Origin of the sequence: Mucilaginibacter sp. (assembly GCF_039925265.1) — a bacterium.
Taxonomy (GTDB): domain Bacteria; phylum Bacteroidota; class Bacteroidia; order Sphingobacteriales; family Sphingobacteriaceae; genus Mucilaginibacter.
Window position 1 is genome coordinate 24,894 of record NZ_JBDSZG010000014.1, and the last position, 18,929, is coordinate 43,822.

Sequence of the window (18,929 nt, forward strand, 5' to 3'; positions counted from 1 at the left end):
TTAAATTCTGCTCATTCTAAAATTCTGAAAATCCTGATTCAGACAAGTACAGCCCACCATCTGTGCTTTTTATTTACAATTAACCCTGTAACTCACAGCTTATAGCCATTTTAATCGTTAGGTTAAAACGGCCGTATTTTCCTAATTTAGCAAACCATTTATTCGGATTTACGTATCTTACGCATATTTGAAAAATAAATTAATGAAGATATTATTAATTATTCTGTTTTTGTTGCCTGTTTATTGCATGGCCCAAACCGCTACTGATTACATGACCAGCGGCAACACAAAAGCAAATATGAAGGATTACAAGGAGGCCATTGCCGACTTTAACCGATCTATTCAAATGAATCCCGGCGTGGCAAGGGCTTACCTGTACCGCGCCAACGCTAAAACCAACATAGGTGACTATACCGGCGCGGTAGCAGACTTTACCAAAGCGTTGGTGCTCGACCCAAGATTATTAGACGCCTGGCATTACCGTGCCAATGCAAAAAGCAATTTAAAGGATTACGCAGGCAGCCTTGCCGATTTTGATAAAGCGATTGCCCTGAATCCGCAAAAGGGAGAATTATATAAATACCGGGCGGTAGCTAAGGCCAACCTGAATGATAATAAGGGGGCCATTGTTGATTTTAATATTGCCGAAAAGCTTTTACCCGGTGATGCCGACCTTATTTATTACCGCGCAAACTCAAAAGGAAACCTGGGCGAATACAAGGCAGCTATTGCTGATTTCGACGCCGCCATTAAGGCAGAACCCAGTAATTCTGAAGCTTGGTTCTATCGCGGTAACGCTAAAGTAAATATCAGGGATTACCAGGGCGCCATTGCCGATTACCGCAGGGTAGTGAGCCTTAACCCCCAAATGCCCGAGCTTTACCATTACCTGGCCTCTGCTGCCAGCAATGCGGATGACGACAAGGGTGCGATAGAGTTTTTTGATAAAGCCATTGAGCAAAGCCCTAAAAAAGCCGAACTCTACATGGGCCGTGGCATCTCTAAAAACAATATGAACGATCGTGATGGAGCGATCGAGGATCTGAGCAAAGCCATAAGCCTCAACCCAAAATATGATGAAGCTTACCAAAACCGGGCCGATGTAAAGATCAACATGAAAAACTTTACCGCCGCTATTGCCGATGCTGATACCACCATTAGTATCAACCCGAAGAATGCTTATGGGTATATGTCGCGTGCTAAGGCTAAGATAGAACTGAATGATACCATAGGCTCGCTCGCCGATTTTGCCACTACTATTAAAATGGAGCCCAAGGCCACCTACGCTTATGTAGGCAGTGGAGATATTAAGGCTGCTCAGCACGATTATCCTGCCGCTATCGCGCTTTATAGCAGGTCGCTAACGCTGGATGCACGCAACCCTTACGCCTTACTCCATCGCGCCCGCATTAAAATGAAGAATGGCGATGTGGAAGGAAGCCTGGCCGATTACAAAGCCGCCATTGAATCAACACCGCAAAACAATGATCTGTACGTAGATTATGGCAAAGCGCTCATCGCTTCCGGCCGTTATACGCAGGCTTTAAAAGTATTTAACGATGCTATAGTGGTGAACCCAAAAAACGTGAACTTTTACAGTTACCGTGGCGTTGCCAAAAGCAAGCTGGATGACCTGGCGGGTGCAATGGCCGATCACGATCTGGCAATAAAACTGGCCCCTTCCTCTTCCGAAGCATTCATCAACCGGGGGAATAGCCTGGTGGCCCTCAAAAAATACGACGAAGCATTAGTCAACATTAACAAAGGCATCTCCCTCAACGAAACCAACGACGAGGCATACCTTGCCCGTGCCGATTTTAAGCTGGTTAAACAGGAGTATTTAGGGGCTGTATACGATTATATCAACGTATTGCTGCTCAACCAAAACAACGTAAAGGCCTATACGGGCCGCGCTGTTGCCGAAAGTTTTACGGGCGATACCCTGGCCATGAAAAAAGATTTCGCGACAGCACTTAAACTGGAGCCCAAAAGCGCCACGATACTCATGGCACGCGCCACAGCCCACATGAATCTGAAGAACTGGGCAACGGCGTTAACTGATTTAAACGCCATTATTTTAATGGACCCAAAAAACGCTACAGCCTACCTCAACCGCGGCATCATCAAAGCCCAGCGCGGCGAAAAAATAGCAGGTTGCGCAGACATTAACAAAGCCGTAACCCTTGGCTTAAAAGAAGCCGGCGATAAACTGGCGCTGTATTGTAAGTAAGAGATTAGGGCATAAACACCCAACGTCATGCCGAAATTTTTTCGGCACCCCCATCATAAAAGTAACACACATGCGTCGCCGTTTAGCAAAGTTCGATACCTGTCCTGTGGGATCCTGAAACAAGTTCCGGACGACGTTTATTAATAATTGTCCCCCTAAATATTCCCTTTCTTCAATTCATCGGCGGCAAAATTCGCGGCACGAGCGGTTAAAGCCATATAGGTTAAAGATGGATTTTGGCAAGCTGCGGACACCATACAAGCCCCATCGGTAACAAAAACGTTTGGCGCGTCCCATACCTGGTTATGTTTGTTCAATACCGAAGTTTTTGGATCATGGCCCATCCGGGCGGTACCCATCTCGTGGATGCCGTCACCAACGTTGTGGCCCCTATCGTGCGTTTCTATGTTTTTAACGCCGGCCATTTCCAGCATGGCTTTTGCCTCTTTCACAATATCAACACGCATTTTCTTTTCGTTCTCTTTTATCTCGGCGTCCATGGCCAAAATTGGTAACCCCCACTTGTCTTTCTTTTCTTTATCGAGGGTTATTTTGTTCTCATGGTAAGGCAGCAGTTCGCCAAAACCGCTAAGGCCCATCTGCCATTGGCCTGGTTCGGTTAGTGCGTCCTTGTATTTGGCTCCCACGTTCAGTTCAGCAATTTCGCGGCTCCAGCCCTGGCGGCTCGCCCCACCCTGATAACCAAACCCGCGCAGGTAATCGCGCTTATCGTTAAGCATATTGGCAAACCGCGCCAGGTAAATACCGTTGGCGCGACGGCCATAGTAGTATTTATCCTCGTATCCTTCCATCACCCCGCTTGCGCCAAGGTTGTAGTGGTGGTCCATAATATTATGCCCCAGTTCGCCGCTGCTGCTCCCCAGGCCATCCTGCCAGATATCCGTTGCGGAGTTCATCAGCACCCAGGCGCTATTTAACGCTGAAGCATTCACAAACACAACTTTGGCGTAAAACTCATAGGTTTTATTAGTTTCGGCGTCCAACACCTCCACCCCTTTAGCACGCTTGGTATCCTTATCGTATAATACTTTGGTAACAATAGATTGTGGCCTCACCGTTAAATTGCCCGTTGCCAGCGCTGCCGGTAAAGTAGATGATTGCGTACTGAAATACCCGCCAAAAGGGCAGCCCTCCCAGCAACGGTTGCGGAACTGGCATTTGGTGCGCCCGGGGATAGCGGCCGTTAAATTAGCCACCCGGCCAATGATCATGTGGCGGCCAAACTTCTTTTTAATACTGGCTGCAACATCCTTCTCCACCCAGTTCATATCCATAGGCGGCAAAAAGTGTCCATCCGGTAGTTGCGGCAACCCTTCCATTGAACCACTGATGCCTGCAAATTTTTCGGCATGAGTGTACCACGGCGCAAGGTCTTTATAACGGATGGGCCAGTCAATCGCCCAGCCATCTTTCGCGTTAGCTTCAAAATCCAGATCACTCCAGCGGTAGCTTTGTCTACCCCACAATATAGAGCGGCCACCCAACTGGTACGAGCGCCACCAGTTAAAAGGCTTTATTTCGGTAAAAGGCGCCTCCTGCTCGTCAACCCAGTAATCCATAACCGCTTCCTGCGCTCCCCAGTTACGCGAGATAACCGGCCTGCGGTTACGCTGAGCCTGGGTTACGTTGCCACGGTGCTCAAAATCCCAGGGGTTGTTATTGGCTGTTTTATAATCTTTTATGTGCTCAAAATTAGGCCCACGCTCCAGCATAATGGTTTTTAAGCCACGTTGGGTAAGCTCTTTGGCAGCCCAGCCACCGCTGATGCCAGATCCTACAACAATGGCATCGTACGTGTTATTGGCTGTCGCCTTACCGTTAATATTGGGTGCGTCTATTGGCATAATTTAGGGTTTTTTGCCGGTAAAAAATCGGCGTTAATAAATGGTTAAACAATTCTATAGATTTATAACTGCAAAAACAACTGTAAGTTGAACATTTAATGTGAGTAGTGAGTAGTGAGTAGTGAGTAGTGAGTAGTGAGTAGTGAGTAGTGAGTAGTGAGTAGTGAGTAGTGAGTAGTGAGTAGTGAGTAGTGAGTAGTGAGTAGTGAGTAGTGAGTAAAAATACAACTGCACTGTTATTTGTTTTAAATTCTGAAAATTCTTCTAATTCCATAAAATTCGAGTTCAGACAATTTTGGGCGATGCCTTCGGCCCGGGCTTTCCGTTCCAACTCCTCATTCAGCCCCCACTGATAGAAGTGGGTACTTCATTCCGGGGTTTCCACTGCAATCCCTATCGCATTTTTTTCTGAACCTTGATTAAAAGATTATAAGAGTGCCCTGATTTATCGTGTTAATCATAAAAATCCCTTAATCGTGTTAAATTATCCTATGCTAACTAATCGCTGATTAACTGATCGCTAATAACCAAAACTCGCACCAAAGCCCTATTTTTACAGCATGTTACAGGTAAGCGCACTCTACATCTACCCCATCAAATCTTTAGGCGGCATAGCGCTTGATACAGCCGTGCTTACCGACCGCGGCCTGCAGCACGACCGCCGCTGGATGCTGATAGATGCCAATAACCGGTTCCTTTCCCAGCGCGAGAACGCTCAAATGGCGCTATTAAAAACAACGCTGAGCACAGATGGCCTTTTGGTAACCTACGTACCTGATAATACTTCTATTACCATCCCATTTTTACCGCAAAGCGAAGAAAAACTGGAGGTTACTATTTGGGACGACAATTGCCGCGCGCAGTTGGTAAGTAGCCGTATAGATGAATGGTTTTCTGATAAATTAAACTTACCCGCACGACTGGTTTACATGCCCGATAACAGCCACCGCCCAACCGACCCAAGGTACACCAACGAGGGTGCCATCACCTCCTTTTCGGACGCATACCCGATGCTGATCATCGGCCAGGCCTCATTGGACGACCTAAACGCTCGACTACCGGATGCGTTGCCCATGAACCGTTTCCGCCCCAACATTGTATTTACTGGTGGCGAGGCGTACAGCGAGGATACCATGAAGCACATTAATATAAATGGCATAGATATGTACGGTGTAAAACTTTGCGCCCGCTGCGTAATGACCACAATTGACCAGCAAAACGCAAAAAAAGGCAAAGAGCCGTTAAAAACGCTGGCTAAATACCGGTTAAAGAATAATAAGATCTACTTCGGGCAGAATTTGGTACATACCGGCGAAGGTGTGTTAAATGTGGGCGATGAGATACGCGTTTTAGAAGTGCATCATGAGGAACGGTTTTTTATAAAACCGGTGGAAGCTGCACTTAATTAAGTTGCGTTTTCACTAATTATTATTTAGCATTACAAAATGGCAACACAAACCGAAATTTACTGCATGTTAAAGGTCACGCCACAGCTATTATCAACCAAGGTTGAAATTAAGGTTGATTATGGCGAGAACGGCTTTATCGCCCTGGCCGGGAATGAATTAAAAGATGAAAACGAAGTTGTTAAAAAATTCACCTCGATTGTAGATGCTTTTAATTACATGGCTTCACTGGGCTGGCAATATGTCGACTCCTCGGCAAGCATGGGCGAATTTCAATATATCATGAAAAAGCTGATCTAAGCAGTTTTTGTCAGGCTATTACTAATTGCTCAGCAGCTGCTTTTATAACCTTATTCCGTTTCAGCAGCAAAGTGCGCATATACTTTTCTAAAAACAGCCAATCAATCAGTTTACCCAGATAACCAAACGGCGATTTGAAGATAAACTCATCCTCCATAAATGTAAAGCTGCCCACCTGTTTGAATTGATGCAGGTGGCGCATCATTTTAAAGGGGCCCTTTTCTATCTCGTCTATAAAGTAATCATTGGCTGCAAACTCGCTGATGCGGATGGTCATGTTTAGCTTCAGACCGAAGTGGTTGGCTTGCCAGGTTACCCAATCGTTGAGCCCGATCAGCCCGGAGGTTTTGCCGGCGATGGCTTTCTCATGCGTATGTTCCATGGAGTTTACGTGCAGGTCGATACTTCGGGAAAGATCGAAACACACTGCTGCAGGTGCTTTTATCTTGGTAGTTAGTTTAATAATGGCCATGGTGTTATACCCTCAAGCTTAAAATGTCGTGTACAGCATGTTCCGCCTTTGGGAACTGGAATACAAACCCCGCATCCAGCAATCGTTTAGGGGTTACCCAGCGGCTTTTCAGGATTAGCTCGGTTTCGGTACCGATAACTTTTGCGCCTATCTCCAGCAGCCATTGCGGTGCCGGTAAACCGAATGGAATGCCGTAAGCTTTGCGGATGATGCGCATCAGGTCTTTATTTTTGGCAGCTTCGGGTGCGGCACAGTTGATCACACCACCCAATTCGGTATGTTCCATCAAAAACTCGGTGATGCGGGCAGTATCGTGCTCATGGATCCAGGCGATGTATTGCTCGCCATCGCCTTGCTTGCCGCCCATCCCCAGTTTAACCAGGTTAAGCAAGCGTGGAAAAACACTGTCGCTACGACCCAGGGCAATACCGTGCCGAAGGGCAATCTTGCGGGTGTTTGGCGTATCGGCATCAAAAAAGCATTGCTCCCATTGGGTGCATACATCTATAGAAAAGCCGTAGCCTATTTCCCCTGTGGCTTCGTCCTGGGCGTGATCCTCCGCGTGGCGGTAGATGGTAGCAGATGCCAGATTGATCCAAAGCTTTGGCGGATCTGCCAATTTATTGACAACCCTCCCCAATAAAGTTGTGGGCACTACCCTTGAATTAATGATCTCGCGTTTATTTTTTTCGGTGTACCGGCAGTTCACGTTTTTACCGCAGAGGTTTATCAGCAAGTCGGCACCGTTTAGCGCGGCGCCCCATTTACCTTCGGTTTCACCATCCCAAATAAGGGTTTTAATGTTACCATCGGCAGGTGCGGGCTTGCGGCTCAGCAGGATAATTTCTTCAGCAAGGTTTTTATAATATTTGGCTAATACCGAGCCCAGGTAACCATTCCCACCGGCAAGCACTATTTTATGGTATTTCATGATATGTTCAGTTTAAAATAACGATCAACAAAAGCAGCCTGTAAACCACCCAGCTGATGGTAAGTATCCAGCCTAACTGCATCAGTTTGGTACGGCGGATGTGTTCTAAGAACATCAGCCCGGCCACGCCCAAAAAGCATAAGGTACATATTATTGGCGTTAGGGCAACAAATTTGGCTATTAGCAATACCGGCAGTAATAATAACGCACCTGCTAAAGATATCGTCATCATATTGCCCAGGTACTCCCAGCGTTTGGCGGGCCTGTATAGGCTGATAACCACTCCCTGGAACAGCACCTGCCCGCCGCAGATATAATACTCGCGCAGCGGATCGCCAAGCGGAACAAGCGGGGTTAAATGATGCGCATAAACCGTGAGAATACTACCCACCATCAACCAGGTGAACACCAGATAAATAAGCCTGTAACCCAACCTAAAGCTGGGTTGTATGCCCTGAACCTCATGTGCCGCAGGGATAATTACCCTGCGGTTGTAAGAGATAAACGCGTACACCTTCTTCATCAACCAAATAAATGGCCCAAACCCAAACAATGGCTTAAACACCGGGAAGCTGTTGCCGATCACTTTAAACAAGCTCTCCACACCGTAACTCACTTCGCCGGTTTGGGTATCTACCAGGGCAATTTCGTTCACGGCGCGCTGCCTGTCAACCATTGGACAAACCTCATCGGGCATGTTTTGGTAACTGGCCCTGCCCCCATCGCCCAGCATGCCGCTGCGGGTAAAGGCTTTGGTATAAGCCTTGCACATAGGGCAATCGGCATCGTAAAGTATCAGGTGATCGTTCAGCGTTTTCATGGCCCGGGTTATTTAGGTTGTACAAATACTACGTTAGCTTTCTCGCCTTTTACCAGTTGTGCTTTGTTGCGCAGTTTAAAGAAAACCACCACGTTAAAAAAGTGCATGGCACCAAGGATAAGGATAATAGTACCTATTTTATAACTCAGTACCTCTATCACTTCCTGGGTACTTTTGATGGTGTTGGTCTCTTTTAGCACCAAACACATATAGCCAATGTTAACGAGGTAAAAGCCTACTACCAGCAGCTTGTTCACGCTATCGGCAAGCGGGGCATTGCCATGAAAAATATCCACCAAAAAAATGCGACCGTTGTTAAATAAAACTTTAGCTACCCAAATGGTTAATAAAATACTAACGGTTAGGTAAACGGCGTAGGTTAAAATAAAGTAGTTCATGATTTCTATATTTTTATTGTTATGCTTATTGCATGGAACAAATGTAGAATATTTGTATTGAACTTTCAAAATGTATTGAAACTTTATTTTACCTTCTCTTTGCCCGCAAACTATACTGGAATGGTATTTGCCCTGCCATTACAAATGAAATTTAAAAACATTCACTTTATCATCAACCCCGGTTCGGGTAAAGAAGAACCAATACTTACCTATCTGCATCAGGCGCTCACGGATACCGAAATTAACTGGGAAATAACCGTCACCCGTAAAGAGGAAGACACCTTCAATACGGCAAAAAAACTGAGGGGCAAAACAGGCCTGGTAGTGATTTACGGCGGCGACGGCAGCGTTACCAAAGCAGCGGCGGCGCTTTACAACGGTAACACACCATTAGCTATTATACCCGGTGGTACAGCAAATATTGTATCTAAAGAGCTGGGGATACCGCAGAATTCGCGCGAAGCGATAGATCTTATAGTAAACGGTAATGGTAAAGTAAGGCATATGGGTATGGCCAACAAACGCCCTTTTCTGCTTAGGATCAACCTCGGCATAATGGCCGATATGATTTTGGATGCTGATATAAAACTTAAAAGCAAACTTGGCCAGGTAGCGTATGGCCTTACAGCTCTTAAAACCACAATTGCAGCGGAACCACTCACTTATCGTTTAACTATAGACGGCCGGCAAGTTACAGAGGAAGGCGTTTCATTAACTGTAACCAATGCAGGAAACATTGGTATTGGCGATATGTCGTTCTTGCCGGGGATAAGCGTATACGATGGCAAACTGGACGTGATCCTGCTTAAAAGTGCCGATCCGCTTTCTATATTACAGCTGGCAGGCAGTACTTTATTCCAAACAGCATCTGATGTTTTAAAACACTGGCAATGCACAAATGTATTAGTGGAACTAAGCGAAAACATCAAATACATTTGCGACGACAGTGAAGAACAAGCAAATAGTATTGAAATAAGTGTACTACCGAAAGCACTCAACATATTAGTACCTAAATAATATTATAATGTTTACTAAAATAAAAAGCTGGGCTTTGGTTGTCTACATCTTCATGCAAAAGATGGTAGATATTACGCACCGTTATATATACGGTTTGCCCAACATTAAACGCAGCCAGATCACTGCCCACCTTTTTTTGGGCAGCCAGTACAATTTGATTGGGTTAAGAAAATTAAAGGCGTTGGGTATTACAGCCATTGTAAACATGCGCATTCATTCCGTGTATACCCAGGCGCAGCACGAAGGCATTAAATACCTGCATCTGCCTACTGTAGATAATACCCCGCCAGACCTGGATGTGCTGCTGAAAGGGGCCACGTTTATGGATAACGAGATAAAGGCCGGCGGCACTGTTTACGTACATTGCCGCCAGGGACTGGGCCGCGGACCTACCATGGCTATTGCCTACCTTATAAAAGCGGGAGCTACTTTCGAGGACGCTTTTAAACTGGTTAAAAGCGTACGTACCTTTATAAATCCCCGCCCGGGGCAAATTAAACGTTTAAAAGAACTGGAAAGGGTGTGCCGCGAAAAGGATAAAAGCACTGCCTCCTGACGATTTAAGTTCCACGAAGAAAATAAATGAACAGGCAACGTATGAAATTAAAATTTAGTTGATAAAATTGCGTTGATAATTTTTTATGCCGCATCTATGGTTATAGTTGCATAAATTTCCATCTTTACCCCATGTTCAGAAGTATAAGAAACCGATACCTGAGATACCTTACCATCTTTGTTTACTTTGTTATCCTCTTTTTCTGCGCCATCGAATTGAATTTTCTGTGGCTGTTTGGCTATTCGCCGGATATGAGGGATATCAAAACCCCTACCCTCTCGCTTTCATCGGAAGTGTACACGGCAGATGGTAAGCTGATAGGCCGTTTCTATAAAGAGAACCGTTCCCCTGTAGAATATAAAGGCATCTCCCCCAACCTCGTAAACGCGCTGGTTTCTACCGAAGACGTACGCTTTTACAAACATGGCGGGGTAGATTTTTATGGCTTTGTAAGCAGTATGATCTCCACCGCCAAAGGCGATCGCCGCGGTGCGAGTACCATAACCCAGCAGCTGGCCAAAAACCTGTTCAACACACGCAAGCGCAAATCGCAGGGCCTGGTAAAATACATTCCCGTATTACGTACCGTGGTTTTTAAGTTTAAAGAATGGCTCACCGCTTATAAAATAGAGCACCAGTATACCAAGCAGCAGATCCTAACGCTGTACTTCAATACCGTTCCGTTCGGCAATAATTCTTACGGTATCAAAACAGCTACCTTAAAGTATTTTAACAAAATGCCGGATCAGGTTAGCCCTTCCGAGGCTGCTACCTTAATAGGTATGTTGAAGGCGACATCTACCTACAACCCCCGCGTTTACCCGCAGCGGGCATTGGAGCGCCGCAACGTGGTGTTGAGCCAAATGCTGAAGTACAAATACATTAATAAGGCCGAATACGACCACGATACAAAACTACCAATAGGGCTGGATGGCGGCTACGTAGATAAAACCGGCCAGGGCGATTCTTACATTCGCCATGCGGTAGAAAGATGGCTGGATAAATGGTGTAAAGAGAACGGGTACGACCTTTACGAAGACGGACTAAAAATTTATACCACCATTGATAGCAAACTACAGCAATACGCCGAAGAAGCGGTTGCCGATAAAATGAAAATGCTGCAAAGGCGATTTAACAATTTATGGGGCGATAAAAACCCATGGCGCGACAGCAAGGGCGTAGAGATAAAAGATTTCCTGCTGAAAGCCGAGCAAAGACTACCTATATACAAGCTGCTGGTTAAAAAATATAACGGTGATACCACGCAGATAAAAAACTACTTCGAAACTAAGAAACGCATGAGCGTTTTCACCTGGAAAGGTGACCAGGATACCACCTTCAGCAGTGTGGATTCGATAAAATACTACACCAGGATCCTCAATACCGGGATGATGACCATGGAGCCATCTACCGGCAAGATCAAAGTTTGGGTTGGCGGTATCGACCATAAATACTTCAATTACGACCACGTAAACCAATCAAAACGCCAGGCAGGCTCTACTTTTAAGCCATTCGCCTACGTTACTGCTATTGATAACGGCTTTACCCCTTGCGATAAATTTACCGATAAACGCGTAAGCATTAAATTTAAAGATAACGGTAAAGATGATGTTTGGGAACCAAACAATGCCGATTTCAATTTCTCGGGTCGCGAAATGTCGCTGCGCTGGGCGATGGGGAAATCGGTTAACTCGATAACCGCGCAGGTAACCGAGCATGTGGGCTGGGATAAAATTGTACAGTACGCACATAAGATGGGCATCGAAAGTCCGCTGAAATCGGTACCATCGGTATCATTGGGTTCTAACGATGTTTCGGTATTTGAAATGGTAAGGGCTTACAGTACTTTTCTGAACAAGGGTCAGAAAGTAGACCCATTACTGGTAACCAAAATAACCGACCAGAAGGGCGATATCATACAGGAATTCACATTAAAAACCGAACAGGTTTTAAGCGAGGAAACCGCTTGGCTAATGCTTTATATGTTCCGTGGTGGTATGGAAGAACCGGGCGGTACCTCACAGGCATTGTGGGAGTACCCAAGCCTGTGGAAAAAGAACAACCAGATCGGTGGCAAAACCGGCACCTCAAGTGATTATGTGGACGGCTGGTATATGGGGATCACCAAAGACCTGGTAACGGGTATTTGGGTAGGTGCCGACGATAGAAGCGTGCACTTCACCACATCCGAAACAGGGGAAGGTTCGCATACCGCCCTGCCTATATTTGGCACCTTTATGGAGAAGGTTTATGCCGATGCTAATTCGGGCTACACTTACGGGCCGTTCCCTAAACCATGGGTAAAGATCACCAAGGAATATAACTGCCCAACACCGCAGCAATACAGCCGGGATACCACCGAAACGGATAGTACAACTATGCAGGTAGATACCTCGGGGGTAGTGCCCGCCCCTGCCACCGAAGAAACCCCCGAAAATATTCCGCAGATACCTAATAAATAGTAAATTTCTGCGTTTGCCTTTAAGCTGGCTTTTAATTAAATTACGCCATATTCTTAAACCAAATTATGAATAAACGTTACTCATTCGCTATAAAGCTTCCTTTCGTGTTTTTTTTGCTGGCTGCAGCATTATTGTTTAGCTCGCCGGCCAAAGCGCAATATTTTGGTCAAAATAAGGTTCGCTATAAAAAGTTGGATTTTAAAGTTTATAAAACGCCGCATTTCGAGATCTACTATTACATTAAAAACGATAGTATGATGAAACGTTTTGCGCAGGAAGCCGAGCTATGGTATACGCTTCATCAACAGGTGTTTCGCGATACTTTTGCTAAACCCAACCCTATTATCCTGTACGCCAATCACCCCGAATTTCAGCAAACAACCGCCATCGATGGAGAGATCAGCGTAGGGACGGGCGGTATTACCGAGGGGTTAAAAAACCGCGTAGTAATGCCGGTGATGGAAACCAACCAAACTACCCGGCACGTTTTGGGCCACGAGTTGGTGCATGCATTCCAGTACCACATGCTGCTGGGCCGCGATTCTTCTAACTTCGAAAACATTGGTAACATCCCGCTTTGGATGGTGGAAGGTATGGCGGAATATCTTTCGCTGGGTAAAAAAGATGCCTACACCGCCATGTGGATGCGCGATGCCTACCTCAACCACGATATCCCAACGGTAGAAGCCTTAACCAACGGCAATAAATACTTCCCCTACCGTTATGGCGAGGCGTTCTGGTCGTTTCTTGGCTCTACATACGGCGATACCATTATCGTTCCGTTCTTTAAAAATACGGCGCGTTTTGGCCTGCAATATGGTATCAGGCGTACCTTCGGGTACGACGATAAAACCCTATCGCGCCTGTGGAAAAACTCGATAGAAAGCACTTATAAACCATATTTAAAAGATACGGTGCAAAAACCGGTCGGCCTAAAGGTAATCGACGATAAAATAGGCGGCGACATGACGGTCGCCCCATCGGTAAGCCCGGACGGACGATATATCGCCTTCCTTTCGTCCAAGAATTTATTTAGTATCGATCTCTACCTCTCCGATGCCCGAACGGGGCGGATCATTAAGCGCCTCACCAGTAAAACCGCCAATTCGCACGTGGATGAATTTAACTTTATCGAATCGGCCGGCGCGTGGTCGCCGGATAGCAAGAAGTTCGCCTTTAGCGTATTCAGCAAGGGCCGGAACCGGATGCTGGTTGTTGCCGTGCCCGATGGCACCGTGCTGAACGATGTATCGATGGGCAAAGCGGAGCAGTTTAGTAACTTAACATGGTCGCCTGATGGCAAAAACGTAGCGTTTCAGGCCTTATCCGAAGGGCAGGGCGATCTGTATATGTACAATTTCGATACAAAAACCGTAAAACAGCTCACCAACGATAAATACTCAGATTACCAGCCTACCTTTTCGAGAGATGGTAAGAAGATCATTTACTCCAGCGATCGCGGGACTTATGACCAGGTATTATCTCAGGAAATTACCTTCAACCTTGCCGAGCTGGATATCGCTACCGGTAAAATTACCGATATCAAAATATTCAACCACGCCAACAACCTCAACCCACTTTATTCGGCAGATGGTACGCAGGTTTACTTCCTTAGCAACCGCGATGGCTTCCGCAACTTGTACCGCTATACTTTAGCATCGGGCAAGGTGGAGCAAATGACCGACCTGTTTACCGGCATCTGCGGTATCACCGAATTTTCGCCGGCGCTCAGCATCTCAGCAAATGACGATATCATCTATTCGTACTACCGTTCTCAAAAATATACCATATACAACGCTAAGGCGTCTGAATTTAAACCGCTTGTAGTTGATGCCAGCAGCACCAATTTTGATGTTGCCATGCTACCCCCAACCCGCGCGGTTGGTGTAGACCTGATAAACGCTAACCTGAATAACTTTTTGGCGTACCCAAAACTACACACCGATTCTATCCACAGCGTTGCGTACAAGCCCAAGTTTAAGCTTGATGCCTTGGCCAGCAACGGCGTAGGAGCGCAAATAGGCACTTATGGAACCGGCTTATCCAGTGGTATTGTAGGCGTATTCAGCGACATTTTGGGCCGCAACCAGATCTACGCGAGCGCATCTGTAAATGGCGAAGTATATGATTTTGGCGCACAGGGTATTTACATTAACCAGGAAGGCCGCTGGAACTGGGGTTTCGGGCTATCGCATATCCCTTACCAGTTTGGTAACTACGGGATATCTGCCGCCACTATTGATTACCAGGGGAAACCGACAAATGTAATAGACCAGCATACCGACATCATCCGCATTTTCCAGGACGCGGTGCAGGTGTTTACCCAATATCCTATATCAAAACAACTGCGCTACGAAATAGGTGCGAGCGCGGCACGCAGCAGCTTCCGAATCGATCGCTACAGCACCTACCTCCTACCTTATACTGATGCCTCGGGTACTTATTACCAGCCGATAGACTTTAAAAAACACAAAATAACCCGCGAACAATACCAGGCCGAAACCGGGTATGACTACCGTCCGTTCAGCACCTATACCGTAGGTACCTCTCTCACCGGCGACGATTCTTACTTTGGTATTGCCGCCCCGCTTGGTGGGTACCGGTTTAAAGTGGGTATGGATTATAACTTTGGCACCTACAAGTATTATGCTCCAAATGTAGACCTGCGTAAATACGTAAGGCTACAGCCAATCACTTTGGCGGCACGGTTTTACGGTACAGGTCGTTTCGGCGATGATGCCAACAGTTTCTACCCGCTTTCGGTTAGTTACCCATGGCTGGTGCGCGGTTACGATCTTTATAGTGATAACATCAGCACAACATCCGGCACCAGTTTATGGAACAGTAACCAGCTGAACGGCAGCCGTATAGCTGTTGCAAACTTTGAAATCCGACTGCCGTTTACCGGCCCCGAGAAACTATCGGTAATACCCTCGAAATTCCTTTTCTCAGATCTCAACTTGTTTTTTGATGCAGGTTTAGCCTGGAACAAAGGCGATAAGATCACCCTGTTTCAAACAGAGCCGGATATATTATCGACCGCAACTGTTACGGACCCAAACACCGGGCAGCCTACTACTGTTTACACGGTATCGCGTGTGCCTGCCTTTAGCGCGGGTATATCATTAAGGATAAACGTTTTCGGTGCCTTTGTATTGGAACCATACTATGCCTTCCCTTTCAACCGCAAGGACGTAAAGAAACCGGTATTTGGTTTCAACTTTACGCCGGGATGGTAGGGGTTTAGATGTGAGATATTAGATTTGAGATAGAACATTCAAAGACAAAGGATTAAGGCGGTAAGCTTTAATCCTTTTTTATTTTAGCATCTGAATACAAAAACTTGTAAGAGTGCGCCCAGTTGGGCGTCCACGTCTAACTGTAAAAGTTTATCAGCGTCCACGCTGACGGGTATCAATTCATACCAAGCGCCGGTTGAAGCCTTGCATGACATAGAATTAACTATGGAAAATTACTTTTAAATTAGGTAATTTAAGCGTGGACGCTTAAACTGTTTACATCCAGGCGAAGGACGCCTGGACGGGCGGGGAGGTACAACAGGCGCTAATTGGACAGGATAACACATCTAAAATACCAAAAGGATCGAATTAATGACAAAAGGAAAGGTTCAATGAAAATTATGTCAATACTATCCAAACCAACTGTAATAACATTGATTTTCTTGTTCTCGTTAGGGTGCAGGGATAACTCGAGCAAATCGTTTCACTCTCATATATATAGGGACTTTGACGTTTTTAATAAGAGAGGGCTTGGCGAAATTGATTTAAATCAGAAAGGAAGTTATAACTTTAAGAATGAGACTTTTTTCAAATTGATTAAGCGTGGCCATAAGCTGGATAGTATAATTATTAACAATCCATATGGACAAGGATCACCACCGATGAGCCTGCGGGTGGTTGAAGGAGATTCAGTTACACTTTACATCACCACCTATCCGTATGATGGAGGTACAGGCGAAGAAATGTATTACAAGACTTATTATGTTTTCAGCCCCAAAAAGGCAATCCGATATACTCATTGGGATGAAGATGATTGGCTTGTTATTTTCATAAATTCAAAGGGCTCATTTGGTAGTGGAATGATGATTGCTCCCAAGGACACCATAAATATTGAAAAAAGGTTATTGAAAATGGACTCAATAAATATGATGTTAATGCCATTACATGAAATCGAAAAACAACCGAACAGGTTAGATAAGGAATTCACATTTAACCGTTGGTTGCATGATAAAAAGTTTCAGCACACCTGGCGTTAGTTTGCTGCGATGGCAACGTGCGCGGCTTACTCCCGCCCGGTCAGGCGTCCCCCGCCTGACTGTAAATGTTTGTCAGCGTCCACGCTGGCGGGTATTAAATAACTTCAATGAAATTTCAGGGTTGGCATTCCCCCCATCAGCCAAGCTCACAAACCCGGCCATTTTATTTATACATTTTATAAAATCATGTAAGGAACGCCAATTTATTACGACTAAGAGATGACAATCGCTTTGGCACTATATTTCGTAGATTTATATAGCAAAGCGTAATTAAAATTAATTACCTGAAAAATTAAAAAGCAATGAAAAAATCAATTTTAGCGATACTGATAGTAAGTATATTCGGCATCATCAGTTGCCAGAACATCAGCGGGCAAACCAAAAAACCAAGTGCAAGCCGCCCAAAAAGTAAACCGGCAGCCGAATGGAAAAAAGTATTAACCGCAAACCAATACCATATTATGGTAGAAAGCGGCACCGAGCCGCCTTATAAGAACGATTATTACGATAACCACCAAAAAGGCGTTTACGTAAGCGCCGCTACCGGCGACGTATTATTTAGCTCTGCCGATAAGTTCGACAGCGGCACCGGCTGGCCAAGCTTTGTAAAAGCGGTAGATGCCGGCAAAATAGAAGTTGTTACCGATAACAGCTACGGCATGAGCCGCGACGAGGTTATCGAAAAAAGCACCGGGCTGCACCTCGGCCATGTGTTTGACGACGGCCCTGCCGACCGTGGCGGCAAACGCTTCTGCATGAACTCGGGCGCATTAAAATTTGTTAAAAAGTAACCGCCCTGCGGATAGGTTGTATAGAAGGCCGTCCGGCAAAAACGGATGGCCTTATTTTTTGGCCGCTTTCGTAGTTTAGTCCTATAGTAAGGTCTATCCAATCCGGGTTTACGGGGCGTATCATCTTTTCTTTTTGCGGGCGGGTAAAAGTACTCACCTGTTTAAAGCGTTCCATGGCCTGCTCCTCGGTGTTGATCTCTTCAAAGTAAACCAAACGGTTTAACTGCTGCGCGCTATCGAAAAACAATGTTGGCATCTCGCCGTAAAATTTTAGCGTTTTTAACAGGTCTGTGCACATGCCTACATGTAAATTTTTCCTGTTCCTGTCGGTGATGATATAAACGAACCTCTTCATTTGATAAATAAATTTGCCGGTTAAAAAATAATTACTAACTTTATGAGCATAAAATTACTAATAAATTTAGCAATTCCAAATTTTATGGCAAATATTTCACAAAATATTAAGTTTTTACGCAAAAAGAAGGGGCTAACCCAACAACAATTTGCAGACCAGGTAGGCATAAAGCGCTCATTAGTAGGCGCATATGAAGAAGAGCGCGCAGAGCCGAAATACGAACTACTAAAAAACTTAGCATTATTTTTCGACGTATCAATTGATGATTTCATCAACGAAACTATCGATGAGAAGTGGGCGCCCAAGCCAAAAGGCAACCCGGCCAACCTGCGCGTACTTAGTATTTCAGTAGATAAAGACGATAACGAGAATATAGAATTAGTACCCATGAAAGCCAGCGCGGGCTATTTAAACGGTTATGCCGACACCGAATACGTTGCCGCTTTACCAAAATTATACCTGCCGATGTTTAAACAGGGCACCTTCCGTGGTTTCGAGATCAAGGGCGATTCGATGCTGCCGCTGCAATCTGGCACTATTATAATAGGTGAATACCAGGAGAACTGGGCCGATGTAAAAGCAGGAGAAACCTATGTTATTGTATCAAAAAGCGATGGCGTGGTATACAAACGTGCCGGCAATAAATTTAAAGAGAACAAAAAACTAAAGCTGATATCTGATAACCCGGTTTACGAGCCATACGATATCAACGGCGAAGATGTTTTAGAGATCTGGAAAGCCAAAGCCTACATCTCTACCCACATGCCAATGCCAACACCGGAGCCTACTATGGAAAGCCTCACTACCATGATGGCCCAGATGCAGCGCTCGATAGCGGGGTTAAAGAGCTCGAATTAGGGACTTATCGCCTAAAGCCCCTACACATCCCAAGTACTCCCCACGCGTCATTATAAGGTACGAAGCAATCTCCCGATAGAATGGTCACGATTTGCAAAGTGGTCATGCACAGTCCAGAGATTGCTTCGTGCCTCGCAATGAAGCGGTGGTTAGGACACGTTGCGTCCGTTCCCCCTCGTCAACCTCTACTTA

16 protein-coding genes are annotated in these 18,929 nt (G+C 45.6%); 10 read left to right on the forward strand and 6 right to left on the reverse strand.

Translation table 11 applies throughout. From position 1 onward, the window contains the following. Positions 1 to 202 precede the first annotated feature (202 nt). The gene (locus ABIX36_RS06460; RefSeq protein WP_348081341.1) at positions 203 to 2,230 is read left to right on the forward strand and encodes a tetratricopeptide repeat protein; all 2,028 of its coding nucleotides are present in this window, start codon (positions 203 to 205) and stop codon (positions 2,228 to 2,230) included. 155 nt (positions 2,231 to 2,385) lie between these two features. On the opposite strand, the gene ABIX36_RS06465 is transcribed toward ABIX36_RS06460, so the two are convergent. Beyond that, positions 2,386 to 4,095 (reverse strand): GMC family oxidoreductase, encoded by a 1,710-nt coding sequence (locus tag ABIX36_RS06465; RefSeq protein WP_348081342.1) that lies wholly within the window; start codon positions 4,093 to 4,095, stop codon positions 2,386 to 2,388. Positions 4,096 to 4,655: 560 nt separating this feature from the next. Between ABIX36_RS06465 and ABIX36_RS06470 the strand changes: the two genes are divergently transcribed. Both ABIX36_RS06470 and ABIX36_RS06475 read left to right on the forward strand, forming a co-directional pair. Further along, on the forward strand, positions 4,656 to 5,504 hold the full coding sequence (locus tag ABIX36_RS06470; protein ID WP_348081343.1) for an MOSC N-terminal beta barrel domain-containing protein: 849 nt from the start codon (positions 4,656 to 4,658) through the stop codon (positions 5,502 to 5,504). A 36-nt stretch (positions 5,505 to 5,540) separates the two neighbouring features. Beyond that, positions 5,541 to 5,801 carry a hypothetical protein gene (locus ABIX36_RS06475; protein ID WP_348081344.1) on the forward strand — a complete coding sequence of 87 codons (261 nt, stop codon included), beginning with the start codon at positions 5,541 to 5,543 and terminating at the stop codon, positions 5,799 to 5,801. Between the two features lie 10 nt (positions 5,802 to 5,811). On the opposite strand, the gene ABIX36_RS06480 is transcribed toward ABIX36_RS06475, so the two are convergent. The 4 genes from ABIX36_RS06480 to ABIX36_RS06495 are packed head-to-tail and all read right to left on the reverse strand — an operon-like array spanning position 5,812 to position 8,422. Then, positions 5,812 to 6,273, reverse strand: a complete 462-nt coding sequence (locus tag ABIX36_RS06480; RefSeq protein ID WP_348081345.1) for an SRPBCC family protein — start codon at positions 6,271 to 6,273, stop codon at positions 5,812 to 5,814. A gap of 4 nt (positions 6,274 to 6,277) precedes the next feature. Further along, positions 6,278 to 7,204 (reverse strand): TIGR01777 family oxidoreductase, encoded by a 927-nt coding sequence (locus ABIX36_RS06485; RefSeq protein ID WP_348081346.1) that lies wholly within the window; start codon positions 7,202 to 7,204, stop codon positions 6,278 to 6,280. A gap of 7 nt (positions 7,205 to 7,211) precedes the next feature. Then, positions 7,212 to 8,024: a DUF393 domain-containing protein gene (locus ABIX36_RS06490; protein WP_348081347.1), complete on the reverse strand. Its 813-nt coding sequence runs from the start codon at positions 8,022 to 8,024 to the stop codon at positions 7,212 to 7,214. Positions 8,025 to 8,032: 8 nt separating this feature from the next. After that, positions 8,033 to 8,422: a hypothetical protein gene (locus ABIX36_RS06495; protein ID WP_348081348.1), complete on the reverse strand. Its 390-nt coding sequence runs from the start codon at positions 8,420 to 8,422 to the stop codon at positions 8,033 to 8,035. A gap of 144 nt (positions 8,423 to 8,566) precedes the next feature. Here ABIX36_RS06495 and ABIX36_RS06500 point away from each other — a divergent pair, with 144 nt between their 5' ends. The 6 genes from ABIX36_RS06500 (at position 8,567) to msrB (ending at position 17,524) form a co-directional block, all read left to right on the forward strand. Continuing rightward, positions 8,567 to 9,439 (forward strand): YegS/Rv2252/BmrU family lipid kinase, encoded by an 873-nt coding sequence (locus tag ABIX36_RS06500; RefSeq protein WP_348081349.1) that lies wholly within the window; start codon positions 8,567 to 8,569, stop codon positions 9,437 to 9,439. Positions 9,440 to 9,446: 7 nt separating this feature from the next. After that, positions 9,447 to 9,995, forward strand: a complete 549-nt coding sequence (locus tag ABIX36_RS06505) for a dual specificity protein phosphatase (RefSeq protein ID WP_348081350.1) — start codon at positions 9,447 to 9,449, stop codon at positions 9,993 to 9,995. Between the two features lie 131 nt (positions 9,996 to 10,126). Next, on the forward strand, positions 10,127 to 12,457 hold the full coding sequence (locus ABIX36_RS06510) for a transglycosylase domain-containing protein (RefSeq protein ID WP_348081351.1): 2,331 nt from the start codon (positions 10,127 to 10,129) through the stop codon (positions 12,455 to 12,457). Between the two features lie 65 nt (positions 12,458 to 12,522). Further along, a complete protein-coding gene (locus ABIX36_RS06515) occupies positions 12,523 to 15,696 on the forward strand; it encodes a tolB protein precursor (protein ID WP_348081352.1) in 3,174 nt (1,057 codons plus the stop codon). A gap of 401 nt (positions 15,697 to 16,097) precedes the next feature. Continuing rightward, the gene (locus tag ABIX36_RS06520) at positions 16,098 to 16,733 is read left to right on the forward strand and encodes a hypothetical protein (protein WP_348081353.1); all 636 of its coding nucleotides are present in this window, start codon (positions 16,098 to 16,100) and stop codon (positions 16,731 to 16,733) included. 302 nt (positions 16,734 to 17,035) lie between these two features. Further along, positions 17,036 to 17,524 carry a peptide-methionine (R)-S-oxide reductase MsrB gene (gene msrB / locus ABIX36_RS06525; RefSeq protein ID WP_348081354.1) on the forward strand — a complete coding sequence of 163 codons (489 nt, stop codon included), beginning with the start codon at positions 17,036 to 17,038 and terminating at the stop codon, positions 17,522 to 17,524. Here msrB and ABIX36_RS06530 read toward each other — a convergent pair. After that, positions 17,514 to 17,879: a GIY-YIG nuclease family protein gene (locus ABIX36_RS06530; protein ID WP_348081355.1), complete on the reverse strand. Its 366-nt coding sequence runs from the start codon at positions 17,877 to 17,879 to the stop codon at positions 17,514 to 17,516. The genes msrB and ABIX36_RS06530 overlap by 11 nt on opposite strands. Before the next feature lie 84 nt (positions 17,880 to 17,963). On the opposite strand from ABIX36_RS06530, the gene ABIX36_RS06535 reads away from it, so the two are divergent. Next, complete coding sequence (locus tag ABIX36_RS06535) at positions 17,964 to 18,737, forward strand: LexA family transcriptional regulator (RefSeq protein ID WP_348081356.1); 774 nt, start codon at positions 17,964 to 17,966, stop codon at positions 18,735 to 18,737. The last annotated feature ends 192 nt before the right edge of the window (positions 18,738 to 18,929 follow it).